11 protein-coding genes are annotated in these 13,764 nt (G+C 73.3%); 7 read left to right on the top strand and 4 right to left on the bottom strand.

All coding sequences use genetic code 11. The annotated features are described in order from the left end of the window. Positions 1-15: 15 nt before the first annotated feature. Positions 16-1,254 carry an ROK family protein gene (locus tag B100_RS0113905; RefSeq protein ID WP_024885054.1) on the bottom strand — a complete coding sequence of 413 codons (1,239 nt, stop codon included), beginning with the start codon at positions 1,252-1,254 and terminating at the stop codon, positions 16-18. Between the two features lie 196 nt (positions 1,255-1,450). On the opposite strand from B100_RS0113905, the gene B100_RS0113900 reads away from it, so the two are divergent. Further along, entirely contained in the window at positions 1,451-2,584 is a 1,134-nt protein-coding gene (locus tag B100_RS0113900) for a methyltransferase (RefSeq protein WP_024885053.1), read from the top strand. 150 nt (positions 2,585-2,734) lie between these two features. Continuing rightward, positions 2,735-4,573, top strand: coding sequence for a glycoside hydrolase family 15 protein (locus B100_RS0113895; RefSeq protein ID WP_024885052.1), 1,839 nt, complete (start codon positions 2,735-2,737; stop codon positions 4,571-4,573). Positions 4,574-4,576: 3 nt separating this feature from the next. Here the strand turns inward: B100_RS0113895 and B100_RS0113890 are convergent, their stop codons facing one another. Next, positions 4,577-5,545: a hypothetical protein gene (locus B100_RS0113890; RefSeq protein WP_024885051.1), complete on the bottom strand. Its 969-nt coding sequence runs from the start codon at positions 5,543-5,545 to the stop codon at positions 4,577-4,579. Between the two features lie 177 nt (positions 5,546-5,722). Here B100_RS0113890 and B100_RS0113885 point away from each other — a divergent pair, with 177 nt between their 5' ends. Together B100_RS0113885 and B100_RS0113880 are read left to right on the top strand one after the other, a co-directional pair. Next, positions 5,723-7,966, top strand: a complete 2,244-nt coding sequence (locus B100_RS0113885) for a heavy metal translocating P-type ATPase (RefSeq protein WP_024885050.1) — start codon at positions 5,723-5,725, stop codon at positions 7,964-7,966. 121 nt (positions 7,967-8,087) lie between these two features. Further along, positions 8,088-8,732: a phosphatase PAP2 family protein gene (locus B100_RS0113880; RefSeq protein WP_024885049.1), complete on the top strand. Its 645-nt coding sequence runs from the start codon at positions 8,088-8,090 to the stop codon at positions 8,730-8,732. A gap of 91 nt (positions 8,733-8,823) precedes the next feature. Here the strand turns inward: B100_RS0113880 and B100_RS0113875 are convergent, their stop codons facing one another. Then, entirely contained in the window at positions 8,824-9,582 is a 759-nt protein-coding gene (locus tag B100_RS0113875) for a response regulator (RefSeq protein WP_024885048.1), read from the bottom strand. A gap of 226 nt (positions 9,583-9,808) precedes the next feature. Here B100_RS0113875 and B100_RS0113870 point away from each other — a divergent pair, with 226 nt between their 5' ends. The 3 genes from B100_RS0113870 (at position 9,809) to B100_RS0113860 (ending at position 12,901) form a co-directional block, all read left to right on the top strand. Further along, positions 9,809-10,792, top strand: coding sequence for a tripartite tricarboxylate transporter substrate binding protein (locus tag B100_RS0113870; RefSeq protein ID WP_024885047.1), 984 nt, complete (start codon positions 9,809-9,811; stop codon positions 10,790-10,792). Between the two features lie 71 nt (positions 10,793-10,863). After that, positions 10,864-11,391, top strand: coding sequence for a tripartite tricarboxylate transporter TctB family protein (locus tag B100_RS0113865; protein ID WP_024885046.1), 528 nt, complete (start codon positions 10,864-10,866; stop codon positions 11,389-11,391). Between the two features lies 1 nt (position 11,392). Next, positions 11,393-12,901: a tripartite tricarboxylate transporter permease gene (locus B100_RS0113860; RefSeq protein ID WP_024885045.1), complete on the top strand. Its 1,509-nt coding sequence runs from the start codon at positions 11,393-11,395 to the stop codon at positions 12,899-12,901. Between the two features lie 68 nt (positions 12,902-12,969). On the opposite strand, the gene B100_RS0113855 is transcribed toward B100_RS0113860, so the two are convergent. Next, positions 12,970-13,683 (bottom strand): class F sortase, encoded by a 714-nt coding sequence (locus tag B100_RS0113855; protein ID WP_199785242.1) that lies wholly within the window; start codon positions 13,681-13,683, stop codon positions 12,970-12,972. Positions 13,684-13,764: the final 81 nt, after the last annotated feature.

Below are 13,764 nucleotides of genomic sequence, written 5' to 3'. Positions count from 1 at the left end.
GGTCGGTGGTCGTCCTTACCCCAGTGCCCCAAGAGGATCGTCCAGCACCGGCTGCCAGGCCAGCTCCGCCGCGCCGACGAGACTGTTGTGATCCAGGGTGCAGGCGAGGATGGGTACGCCGCCACTGCGGCCCCACAGGCTGCGGTCGGCGACGACGGCGCGGAGCCGGTCCGGATCGGCCTCCAGCAGGGTGCGGTGCAGCCCGCCGAGGATGATGCGGTCCGGGTTGAGGATGTTGACCAGTCCGGACAGACCAAGGCCGAGCCGGTCGATGAGCTGTTCGGTGGCGCGGCGCACGTCCGGGTCGTCGTACTGCCCGCGGATCAGGTCGCCGGCCTGCTTCAGCAGCGACATCTCCGGGCCCGGCTCGCGGCCCGCCGCGGTGAGCAGGGCCAGCGGGTCCGCCTCGACGTCCAGACAGCCCCGGCTGCCGCAGTGACAGGGGCGCCCGTCGGGGTTGACGGCGAGGTGGCCGACCTCCAGGGCGAGGCCCGAACTGCCCGTGTGGAGACGGCCGTCGAGCACCAGCGCGCCACCGACTCCGCGGTGCCCGGTGGCCACGCAGAGCAGATCACGCGAACCGCGCCCGGCGCCGTGCCGGTGTTCGGCGAGGGCGGCGAGGTTGACGTCGTTGGCCGCGAAGGCGGGGCCATGGAGGCCGGCGGCGCGCACCTGCTCGGCGAAGATCTCCCGCACCGGCGCCCCCGCGGGCCAGGCCACGTGCAGGGGGTTCAGCGCCAGCCCTTCCGGTTCGGCGACCGCCGAGGGCACCGCGAGTCCGGCGCCCACGCACCGCCGTCCGGTCTCCCGCAGCAGTTCGGCGCCGGCCGCGACGACGGAGCCGAGGACCTTCGCCGGGTCGGCGTCGACGACCTCGCTGCCGGGCGCCGTGGCGACGATCCGGCCGCCGAGTCCGACCAGGGCCGCGCGGTAGCCGTCGGCGTGGATCTGCGCGGCGAGCGCCACGGGGCCGTCCTCGGCGACGGACAGCCGGTGCGAGGGACGTCCCTGGGACCCCGCGGCCGCGCCGGGCCGGGCGTCCACACGGATCAGTCCGAGCGCCTCCAGTTCGGCGGCCACCGCACCGGCTGTGGCCCGGGTGACGCCGAGCTCCGCGGTGAGCACCGCGCGGGTCGGGGCGCGTCCGGTGTGCACGAGCTCCAGCGCGGGTCCGAGCGCACCGCGCCCGCGTTCCAGCCGCGTCCTCGAGGTGGTCCCTTCCCCCGCCGGCCGGGGGTCCGCCTTCCCGCTCATGGGGGCGAGTCTCCCATGATCCGCAACGGCCGCGGACGACAGGCCGCCGACGTGCCGGGCGGCTTGCCACGGCGCCCGGCTCCGGCGGTCCGGCACGCGCCGCTCCTTCCGCCACGTGTGCTCCCGGCGGCCCCGCCGTCCGCCGTGCCGCGCTGAGCTGCGGCTCGGCTAGCCTGGCTGCACGATGAACGACCGTATGACGACTCCGTGGGGCGAGCCGGTGCTGACCCGCTTCCCCGAGGACCCGCGGGACAGGCTGCGCGCCTGGGACGCGTCCGACGAGTATCTCCTCAGGCATCTCGCCGACCGCCGGCCACCGTTGTCCGGCACGGTCGTGGTCGTCGGCGACCGGTGGGGCGCGCTGGTCACGGCGCTCGCCGCGCACCGCCCGACGCAGATCACCGACTCGTGGCTCGGGCAGGAGGCCACCCGCGCGAACCTCGCCCGCAACGGCGTCGAACCGGGTACGGTCCGGCTGCTCACCACGCGGGACGACCCGCCGGAGCGGATCGACGTGCTGCTGGTGCGGGTGCCGAAGAGCCTGGCACTGCTGGAGGACCAGCTGCTGCGGCTGGCGCCGTCGCTGCACGCGGACACGGTCGTGGTCGGCACCGGCATGGTGAAGGAGATCCACACCTCGACGCTGGCCCTCTTCGAGCGGATCCTCGGCCCGACCCGGACCTCCCTGGCCGAGCGGAAGGCTCGGCTGATCTTCTGCACGCCGGAGCCCGCGCCGGCGCGTCCGGCGAACCCGTGGCCGTACCGGTACACGTTGCCGGAGGACATCGGGCCCGTCTCCGGCCGGACGGTCGTCAACCACGCCGGGGTGTTCTGCGCGGACCGGCTCGACATCGGCACCCGGTTCTTCCTGCGGCACCTGCCCGCCGGCCGGGGCGGCGGCCGGGTGGTGGACCTCGGCTGCGGCAACGGCGTGGTGGGGACGGCGATCGCACTGGCCGACCCGAAGGCCGAGGTGCTGTTCGTGGACGAGTCCTTCCAGGCGGTCGCGTCGGCCCAGGACACCTACCGGGCGAACGACGTGAGCGGACAGGCCGAGTTCCGGGTCGGCGACGGCCTGGCGGGCGTCCCGGCGGGCAGTGTCGACCTGGTGCTCAACAACCCGCCCTTCCACTCCCACCAGGCGACCACCGACGCCACGGCCTGGCGCATGTTCACCGGCGCCCGCCGCACGCTGCGTCCCGGCGGCGAACTGTGGGTGGTCGGCAACCGGCACCTGGGCTACCACGTGAAGCTGCGCCGGCTGTTCGGCAACAGCGAGGTGGTGGCGTCGGACCCGAAGTTCGTGGTCCTCAAGGCCGTACGCCGCTAGCTCACCGGGCCCGACGTATCCCCTGGTCAGGAGCCTGAGTACGGCGGTTCCCCCCGAGTCCGCCGGGCCACCGGCCGTCGCCGGCCGGGCCGCGTCGGGCGTGAGCTGCCTAAGCTGGTGGGAGCACGTGCGCCGGCCGAGGAGGCTGCGATGGACGGGACGACGGCCCAGCAGGGCGACGGATCCGGAGCCCGGCGGTCCATGCCCATCGCCGATCACGGGCTGATCGGCGATCTGCGCAGTGTGGCTCTGGTGGCGACCGACGGCACCATCGACTGGTACTGCGTCCCGTGCTTCGACGCCCCGAGCGTGTTCGCCGCGCTCCTGGACGCCGAGCGGGGCGGATGCTTCGAACTGGGGGCGGCCGTGCCGGCCCGCACCAAACAGTTCTACTTCCCCGACACCAACGTGCTGATCACCCGCTACTACACCGAGGACGGCGTCGGTGAGGTGCAGGACTTCATGCCCGTGTCCGGCGACTGCGTCGAGGAGGGCCGGCACCGGCTGATCCGGCGGGTGCTGTGCGTCCGCGGCTCAGTGCCGTTCCGCGCCCGCGTGGCACCCCGGTTCGGCTACGCGACGCAGCCGCACACCGTGCGCCTCACCGGGGACGTGGCGGTCTTCGCCTCCGAGGACCTGGACCTCGCCCTCACCTCCACCGTCCCGCTGGAGCAGGACGGACCCGACGTACGGGCCGACTTCAAGCTCGCCGAGGGCGAGACGACCGTGTTCGCCCTGGACCAGCTCGGCGACGAGCTGGCGCCGCGCGGGTGTGCGCACAAGGAGGCGGAGGAGGAGTTCGCCGCGACGGTCCGCTACTGGCGTGACTGGCTCTCCTCCTCGCGCTACCGGGGACGCTGGCGGGAGATGGTGCACCGCTCCGCCCTCACCCTGAAGCTGCTCACGTACGCGCCCACCGGGGCGATCGTCGCGGCGCCCACCACCAGCCTGCCGGAGGAGTTCGGCGGGGAACGCAACTGGGACTACCGGTACATGTGGGTGCGCGACGCGGCGTTCTGCGTGTACGCCATGCTGCGGCTGGGCTTCACCGAGGAGGCCGAGGCGTTCATGGCGTTCGTCTCCCGGCACATCAGCCCCGGCGACGGCAAGCCGTCCGGTCCGCTGCAGATCATGTACGGCATCGACGGCCGCACCGATCTGCCGGAGCGCACGCTGGACCACCTGGAGGGCCACCACGGTTCCACGCCGGTCCGGGTCGGCAACGCGGCGGCCGACCAGCTGCAACTGGACGTCTACGGCGCCCTGATCGACTCGATCTACCTCTACGACAAGTGGGCCGAGCCGATCTCCAGCGAGCAGTGGGACCATGTGACGGCGCTGGTGGACTGGGTGTGCGCGCACTGGGACCAGCCCGACGAGGGCATCTGGGAGACGCGCGGCGGGCGGAAGAACTTCCTGTACTCGCGGCTGATGTGCTGGGTGGCGATCGAGCGCGGCGTACGGGTGGCACGCCGCCGCGGTCTGCCCGCCGACCTTCCGCGCTGGATGGAGTGCCGGGACACGATCTACCGGCGGATCATGACCGACTGCTGGTCGGACGAGCTGCAGGCGTTCGTCCAGCACGAGGGCGGGGAGGTGCTGGACGCCGCGTTGCTGATGATGCCGATGTCGAAGTTCATCGCGCCGAAGGACCCCAAGTGGCTGTCCACGCTGGACTGTCTGACCCGGGAGCTCGTCTCGGACTCGCTGGTCTACCGCTACGACCCCCAGGTGAGCCCCGACGGACTGCACGGCGAGGAGGGCACGTTCTCCATCTGCTCGTTCTGGTACGTCGAGGCGCTGACCCGGGCCGGGCGGCTCGACGAGGCCCGGCTGGCCTTCGAGAAGATGCTCACCTACGGCAACCATCTGGGCCTGTACGCCGAGGAGATCGGCCACACCGGCAACCAGCAGGGCAACTTCCCGCAGGCGTTCACCCATCTCGCGCTGATCAGCGCCGCGTACAACCTGGACCGGGCGCTGGGGTGAGGCTCAGTGGCCGTGGCCGTCGGAGTGTCCCGGCGTGTCGCCGTGGCCGGCCGAGGTGCTCGGCCGGGGCTGCTCGGCGGTGACCTTGCCGGCCTCGACGGTGAAGGCGGCGGTGCGGACCACTCCGTCGTGCTTGAAGTCCAGGAACAGGCGGTAGCTGCCGCCGCTGGGCGCGGTCGCGGTGAAGGAGACGTGCGGTCCGGGCTCGGTGCTGCCGTCGCCGGGTGCGCCCTCGGGGTGGACGTGCAGATAGGCGAGGTCCCCGGCCCGCAGGGCGACCAGGTGGCCGTAGGCGCCGAGGTAGGGCTGGAGGTCGGTGACCGGCCGGCCGTCCCGGGAGACGGTCAGCCGCAGTTCGCCGGCCCGGCCGGGCTTCAGCGTCCCGGTCAGCTCGACGTCGTAGCCGTCGACGTGTGCCGTGGCGGCCGGTCGCGGCAGGTCCTGGGGCGTGTAGGGGCCTGAGGCGGCCAGGTCGGCGCCGAGGGTGAGGTTCTCGGCGTCCTGCCGGTCCGGGGTGAAGTCGGCGAACACCCGGTACCCGCCGGCGCGCGGCAGGTCGGTCCGCGTGCTCCAGGTGCCGTCGGCGGCGCGCACCGGGTGGAGGTGGCGGTAGGTCACCAGGTCGCGGGAGGCGACGATGAGGTGCAGTTCCTTGTCGTGCTCGCGGCGGTACTCGGTAACAGGGCGGCCGTCCGCGTCGCGCACGGTGAAGCGCAGCTCGGCCCGCTGCCCGGCGGTGACGGCCGGGGTCTCCAGATCGAGGGTGTAGCCGGCCTCGGAGATCTGCAGCCCGCCGGCTGCCACGGCGGCGTGCGCGCCCCCGTGTTCCGGCTCCCCCGACGGGTGTCGCGCCTCGTGGGCCCGCGGGCGGTCCTGGACCACCGGGTCGAAGGCCTGGCCCACGCCGTAGGCGGTGCCGAACGTGGCGGCCAGGGCGGCGGCGAACGTGGCGGTCTTCAGTCCGGTCTTCATGGCCGTTTCTCCCCTGAAACTGCGGCCCGTGACCCACCACGAGCCGATCGACACAGTTCACGATACCCCCAGGGGGTACTAAGTCAAGCTGACGGACACCTTGCGACAGATACCCTACCGGGGTATACAGATCACCATGCCACATACCCCCGCCCCGTACCCGCAAGGAGCCACGCCATGACCGTCCGCACGACCGCCGCCCCCGCCGGGGTGGAACTTTCCATCGGGGGCATGACGTGCGCCTCGTGCGCCGCGCGGATCGAGAAGAAGCTCAACCGGATGGAGGGCGTCACCGCAACGGTCAACTACGCCACCGAGAAGGCCCGGGTCTCCTACGACGACGGGGTGAGCGTCCCCGACCTGATCGCCACGGTCGAGGCCACCGGGTACACCGCCCGCGAACCCGCGCCCGACGAGGAGCCGCCCGCCGACGGACCGGACGAACTCCGGCCGCTGCGCGAGCGGTTGATCACGGCCGTCGTGCTGTCGGTGCCGGTGATCGCGATGGCGATGGTCCCGGCCCTGCAGTTCGAGTACTGGCAGTGGCTGTCGCTGACGCTCGCGGCGCCGGTCGTGACGTACGCGGCCTGGCCGTTCCACCGGGCGGCCCTCACCAACGCCCGCCACGGCGCCGCCACCATGGACACGCTGATCTCGGTCGGCACGTCCGCCGCGTTCCTGTGGTCGCTGTGGGCCCTCTTCCTCGGCACCGCCGGCACGCCGGGCATGACGCACCCCTTCGAGTTCACCGTGGCCCGCTCGGACGGCGCCGGGAACCTCTACCTGGAGGCCGCGGCGGGCGTCACGGCGTTCATCCTGGCCGGCCGCTACTTCGAGGCGCGCGCCAAGCGCAGGGCCGGAGCCGCCCTGCGGGCACTCCTGGAACTGGGCGCGAAGGACGTCACCGTCCTCCTCCAGGACGGCCGGGAGGAGAGGCGTCCCGTCACCGCGCTGGCGGTCGGGGACCGCTTCCTGGTCCGCCCGGGCGAGAAGATCGCGACCGACGGCACCGTCGTCGAGGGGTCCTCCGCGGTGGACGCGTCGATGCTCACCGGGGAATCCGTGCCCGTCGACGTCACGAGCGGCGACCAGGTCACCGGCGCCACGGTCAACGCCGGCGGCCGTCTCGTCGTGGAGGCCACGCGGGTCGGCGCGGACACGCAACTCGCCCGCATGGCGAGGCTCGTCGAGGACGCCCAGAACGGCAAGGCGTCCGCCCAGCGGCTCGCCGACCGGATCTCCGCGGTCTTCGTCCCCGTGGTCATCGCGCTCGCCCTGGCCACGCTGGGCTTCTGGATCGGCAACGGCGCCGGGGCCACGGTCGCGTTCACCGCCGCCGTGGCCGTCCTGATCATCGCCTGCCCCTGCGCGCTCGGCCTCGCCACCCCGACCGCGCTGATGGTCGGTACCGGACGCGGCGCCCAGCTCGGCATCCTCATCAAGGGGCCGGAGGTGCTGGAGTCCACCCGGCGGGTCGACACGGTGGTCCTCGACAAGACCGGCACCGTGACCACGGGCCGTATGAGCCTCCTGGCCGTCCAGCCCGTGGAGGGCACCGACGCGACGGACGTCCTGCGGCTCGCGGGCGCGGTCGAGCACACCTCGGAACACCCGATCGCCCGCGCCGTCGCCGACGCAGCACGGGAGAAGCTGGGCACTTTGCCCGTCCCGGAGGACTTCGCCGCCGTCCCCGGACTGGGCGCCCAGGGCGTCGTCGAAGGGCACGCGGTCCTGATCGGCCGCCCCCGCCTCATGACCGACCGGTCCCTGACCGTCCCCGGAGACCTGGGCCGCGCCCTCGACCGGGCGGAGGCGGCCGGCCACACCGCCGTCCTGGCCGCCTGGGACGGCGAGGTCCGCGCCGTGCTGGAGATCGCCGACACCGTCAAGGAGACGAGCCCCGAGGCGGTACGACGCCTGCGCGCGCTCGGACTGCGCCCGGTCCTCCTGACGGGCGACAACGAGGCGGTGGCCCGGTCCGTGGCCCACGAGGTGGGCATCGCGCCCGACGACGTGTTCGCGGAGGTGCTGCCCCGAGACAAGGTGGACGTCGTCAAGCGCCTTCAGTCCGAGGGGCGTTCGGTCGCCATGGTCGGCGACGGCGTCAACGACGCGGCGGCCCTCGCCCAGGCCGACCTGGGCCTGGCGATGGGCACCGGCACGGACGCGGCGATCGAGGCGGGCGACCTCACCCTGGTCCGGGGCGACCTGCGGACCGCGGCGGACGCCGTCCGGCTCGCCCGCCGCACCCTCGGCACCATCCGCTCCAACCTGTTCTGGGCGTTCGCCTACAACGTCGCCGCGCTGCCGCTCGCGGCGGCCGGGCTGCTCAACCCGATGATCGCGGGCGCGGCCATGGCCTTCTCCTCGGTGTTCGTGGTGGGCAACTCGCTGCGGCTGCGGACGTTCCGGGCGGCCTGAACCGCCGACAGGGCGGGGTGGGCGGGTCCGCCGCGTGGATCTTGCGTACCGTGGGCACCCGGTGCGTCCCGCCCCACGGTGGCGGGTACGCCACTCGACGATGTCACCGCGGGAGAGACAGATGAGCGAGCCGCCGACCGACCGTAACGTCACGAGATCCGTACCGCCCGCCGACGGCCTGCGCAGGGTCGCCTCGGCGGTGCTGAGCGACCTCAGAGCGGTGGACGGCGCCCTGTACGCGGCGGTCGCCGCCACCCCGACGCCGACCCTCGACCGCGCGCTGCGCCGGCTCTCCCACGCGGCCGACCACTCCAAGATCTCGTTCGCCGTCGCCGGCGCGCTGGCCCTCGCGGGCTCCCGTCCACGCCGTGCGGCGCTCGCCGGCGTCGGGGCCGTAGCGCTGGCCTCGGCGTCGGCGAACCTGCTGGGCAAGCGGCTGGTGCGGCGGGACCGCCCGGACCGGGAGGCGGCCCGGGTGACGGTGGACCGGCATGTCCCCATGCCCATGTCGGCGTCGTTCCCTTCCGGGCACACGGCGTCGGCGGTCGCCTTCGCGACGGCGGTCGGAACGGTGCTGCCGGCCGCGTCGGTGCCGCTGGGCGCGTTGGCGGGAGCGGTGGGATACTCCCGCATCCATACGGGGGTGCACTATCCGGGGGACGTGGCGGCGGGCGCGGTCCTGGGCGTCGCGAGCGCGGCGACGGCACTGGCGGTGGCGTCGTCCCGCTTCCCGGCGTCGTTCCCACGGGGCCCGCGGCGCGGCTGAACCCGGGGGGGGTGGAGCCGGGCGCTCCGCTTCGGCACAGCGGGCGCCTGGCGCCCTTCGGGGAGCTGCCCGGCCCGTGCTAGCTCCGGTCCTAGGCCCCGCCCCGCAGCCGGGACGACCCCGCCCGCGCCCCTGCCGGCCGGGCCCCCGGCACCACCCACCGGTACCGCCGCTCAGGCCGTCCCGTGGCCCCGTACCGGAGCGACACCTCCGCCACCCCCACCGAGTGGAAGTGCTCCAGATACCGCCGTGCGCTCACGCGCGACACCCCGGTCAGCTCCGCGCACTCGCTCGCCGACAGGCTCCCGTCCGCCTCCCGCAGCGTCCGCTCGATCAGCCCGGCGGTCTCCGCACCGATCCCCTTGGGCAGCACCGGCGAGACGGGCATCGTCGCCGCCCTCGCCAGCACCCGGTCGACGTCCGCCTGCCCCCGTACCACCGTGTCCCGCATCCGCCCCCGCTGGACGGCGTACCGCTCCAGCCGTCCCCGCAGGTCCCCGAAGTCGAAGGGCTTCAACAGGTAGTCGACGACGCCGTGCCGCACCGCGCCGCGCACCGCGTCCGCCTCCCGGGCGGCGCTGATGACCATGACGTCGCAGTCGTGTCCGGCGGCGCGCAGCCGGGGGATGACGTCGAGACCGAACACATCGGGCAGATACAGGTCGAGCAGCACGAGATCGGGACGCAGCCTGTACACCGCGGCGACGGCCTGCTCCCCGCTGCCGGCGACACCCACCACCCGGAACCCGTCGACCCGTTCGACGTACGCCCGGTGCACCCGCGCCACCCGGAAGTCGTCGTCGACCACGAGCACCGCGATGGTGTCGGCCGCCCCCTCCCCGTCCCGCATACCGCCATCATGACGTCCGCCCCCGACGCGGCAAAGGGAGTTGCGCGAGAGCTGCGGAACTCCTGCACGGCACCACGCGGCCCGTTGACACAACGACCACAACCTCCATTGCTTCCGTAACCGCGACAGTCCGCCCCCGCCCGGGCACCATGTGGCCCGCGTCACCCTCCCCTCCCCCGGGATCCGACGTACGTCCAGACGACCCGACCGACAGGTGGTGGCACTCGTGCGCCTGCGCACACCCCTCGCCCTGTTCGGGGCCGCCCTGCTCGTCCTCGTGGGCCCTCCGCTGCTCACGACCGGCGGCGGCACCGACAGCGGCACCCACATCCCGGGCCTGCGCCTCATGGTCCCCAACACGCCGGGCGGCGGTTACGACATCACCGCGCGTACGGCCGCGAAGAACGCCGAGGACGCCGGGCTCACCCGCTCCGTCGAGGTGTTCAACCTGCCCGGGGCCGGCGGCACGGTCGGCCTGACCCGCCTGGTCGGCGAGCGCGGCAACGGCAAGCTGGCGATGTCGATGGGGCTCGGCGTGGTCGGCGCGGTCCGCTCCAACGACGCGCCCCGCACCCTCGCGGACACCACGCCCGTCGCCCGGCTCACCGAGGAGCAGGACGTGGTGGTGGTCGCGAAGGACTCCCCGTACCGGACCGTCGACGACCTGATCCGGGCCTGGAAGGCAAAACCCGGCCGGCTGCCGGTGGGCGGCGGCTCCTCCCCGGGCGGCCCCGACCACCTGGCCCCGATGCTGATGGCACAGGCGGCCGGGATCCCGCCCAAGGACGTCAACTACGTCCCCTTCGACGGCGGGGGCGAACTGCTCGCCTCGATCCTCGGCAACAAGGTCGCCTTCGGTGTCTCGGGGGTCGGCGAGTACCGCGACCAGATCGAGGCCGGCGAACTGCGCCTGCTCGCGGTGACCGGACCCGAGCGCGTACCGGGCCTCGACGCGCCCACGCTCAAGGAGTCGGGCTACGACGTGGAGTTCACGAACTGGCGGGGCGTCGTCGCCCCGCCCGGCCTCACCGACGCCGAACGCGGCAAGCTCGTCCGGCTGTTGGAGGAACTGCACGACTCGAAGGAGTGGCAGGAGTCGATGAAGCGCAACGGCTGGGACGACGCGTTCCTGACCGGCGACGATTTCGGCGCGTTCCTCGCCGCCGAGGACGAGCGCGTGGTGTCGGTTCTGAAGGAGCTCGGCCTGTGACGACACCCCCCACACCCCCGGACCCCTCGACCTCCGACACTTCCGGATCCTCCCGGACCTCCGCCACCCCCATGACGACCGACACCCCCGACACCTCCCCCACCTTCCGCGCCTGGCTCCGCGACCACTCCGAACTGGGCGTCAGCGCCCTCCTCCTGGCCCTCGGCGTCCTCGTCCTCACCGACGCCCTCACCATGGACGTCGACATCACCCAGCGCGGCCCCGTGGGGCCGAAGACCGTGCCCGTCGTCGTCGGCCTCGGACTGCTCGTCGTCGCCGCCCTCCTCGCCGTCGACGTGCTGCGCGGCGGCCGGGGCCAGGCGGAGGCCGGTGAGGACGTCGACCTGACCGAACCCGCCGACTGGCGCACCGTGCTGCTGCTCTCGGGAGTGTTCATCGGCTCCGCCGTCCTCATCGAGCCGCTCGGTTTCCCCGCCGCGGGCGCCCTGCTCTTCTGGGGCGCCGCCTTCGCGCTGGGCAGCCGCAGAGCGGACCGAGACCCGCTGATCGCGGCGGTGCTCTCGCTGTTCACCTACGCCGTGTTCGACAAGCTGCTCGGAGTGCCGCTGCCCGGCGGTCCGCTGATGGGAGTGCTGTGACGTGAACGCCCTCAACTCCCTCCTGGACGGCTTCGGTACGGCTCTCACCCCGCTCAACCTGCTCTGGGCTGCGGTCGGCGTACTGCTCGGCACGGCCATCGGCGTTCTGCCCGGCATCGGCCCGGCGATGGCCGTGGCCCTGCTGCTGCCGGTGACGTACGGACTCGAGCCGACCGGCGCGTTCATCATGTTCGCCGGGATCTACTACGGCGCGATGTTCGGCGGGTCGACGACCTCGATCCTGCTGAACACGCCCGGTGAGAGCGCGGCCGTGGTCGCCGCCATGGAGGGCAACCCGATGGCGAAGTCGGGGCGCGGCGCGCAGGCCCTCGCGGCCGCCGCCATCGGCCACTTCGCGGGCGGCATGGTGGGGACGGTCCTGCTCGTGGCGCTGGCGCCGACGGTCGCCGACCTGGCGGTGGACATCGGCGCCCCAGACTACTTCGCCGTCATGGTGCTGGCGTTCATCGCCGTGACCTCGGTCCTCGGCTCGTCGCGGATCCGAGGGCTGGCCTCGCTGCTGATCGGCCTGACGATCGGCCTGGTCGGCCTGGACCGGATGACCGGACAGCAGCGGCTGACCTTCGGTTCGCTGCAACTGGCCGACGGTGTGGACGTGGTGATCGTCGCGGTGGGTCTGTTCGCGATCGGTGAGGCGCTGTGGGTGGCGGCCCATCTGCGGCGCCGGCCGCCGGACCCGATCCCGGTGGGCCGGCCGTGGCTGGGCCGCGCGGATCTGCGGCGCACCTGGAAGTCCTGGGCGCGCGGACCGTTCATCGGCTTCCCGTTCGGCGCGATCCCGGCGGGCGGCGCGGAGATCCCGACCTTCCTGTCGTACGTGACGGAGAAGCGGCTGTCGAAGCACAAGGACGAGTGGGGCAAGGGCGCCATCGAGGGGGTGGCGGGCCCGGAGTCGGCGGCGTCCGCCTCGGCGGCGGGCACGCTGGTGTCGATGCTGACGCTGGGCCTGCCGACCACTGCGGTGGCGGCGGTCATGCTGGCCGCGTTCCAGCAGTACGGCATCCAGCCGGGCCCGTTGCTGTTCGAGCGCGAACCCGACCTGGTGTGGGGCCTGATCGCCTCGCTGTTCGTCGCCATGGTGCTGCTGCTGGCGCTGAACCTGCCGCTCGCCCCGGTGTGGGCGAAGCTGCTGCGCATCCCGCGGCCGTACCTGTACGCCGGGATCATGTTCTTCGCGGCGGTGGGCGCGTACGCGGTCGGCGGTGAGGTGATCGACCTGGTGCTGCTGCTGGTCATCGGGCTGATCGGGTTCGGCATGCGGCGCTACGGCCTGCCGGTGCTGCCCGCCGTCATCGGTGTCATCCTCGGACCGGCCGCCGAGCAGCAGCTCCGCCGCGCGCTGCAGATCAGCGACGGAAGCGTCGGCGGTCTGGTCGACACGCCGTTCTCGGTGACGGTGTACACCGTCGTGGTGCTCCTGCTCGCCTGGCCGCTGCTCCGCAAGCTGCTGCCCCGCCGCCGCACGCCGGCACCCGGCGAAAGCGCCTGAGCCGGCGGACGACGGTCGGACTCCCCGGTGCCGGGCCCGGGACGCCGACGGCGTCCCGGGCGTCGCTCTCAGACGAGGTGGGCGAAGACCACCAGGTTCTCGGTGTAGTCCTTGGCGGTGCGGTCGTAGTCGCCGGCGCAGGTGATGAGCCGTACCTGAGCGTCGGCGGTGTCGGCGTACACGCGCTCGTCGGGGAAGTCGTCCTTGGCGAAGGACTCCGTCTCGTCGACGACGAAGGTGGCCGTGGTGCCGTCCGCGCGCTGCACGCGGAAGCGGTCGCCCTTCTCCAGTTCGCCGAGGCGCGCGAAGACGGCGGCGGAGGTGGCGGTGTCCACGTGTCCGGCGACGATCGCCGTGCCGAGTTCACCCGGCGAGACGCCCTTGGCGTACCAGCCGACGAGGTTGGTGTTGTGGGCCGGCGGCGGTTCGAGCTGCCCCTTGCTGTTGATCGCGAGCGCGGTGAAGGGGGCGTCGACGCCGATGGACGGGATCTGCAACCGGGTCGGTCTGGCCCGCGGCAGCTGCTTCGCGGGCGACTCCGAGGGAGCGGGCCCGCTCTCGGCCGGCCCGGTGGACGCCTCGGCGGACGGTGCCGTCGCGACCGCGCGGGAGGCGTGCGGTCCGTGGGCGTCGTCGGGCGGGTCCTCGCCGCCGCCCATCAGCGTGGTGGCCAGCAGCAGGCCGGCGCCGCCCCAGAAGACCGCGGTCATGACGGCGCGCAGTCTTCGCCTCAGCGGCGACGCCGGGTCGGTACGGTCGGGAGTGGGGGGACTGGCCGGCATCGGGGGAACCACCTCAATCGGGCACTGCGGGGAGCACGGCGGAAGGGACGTCCAGCGAGGGGGCGGACGGGGCCGTCGTGA

The sequence above is a fragment of the Streptomyces sp. CNH189 genome, from assembly GCF_000527195.1.
The sequence above is the reverse complement of the archived record's forward strand: the minus strand, read 5'-3'. Positions and strand labels throughout refer to the sequence as shown.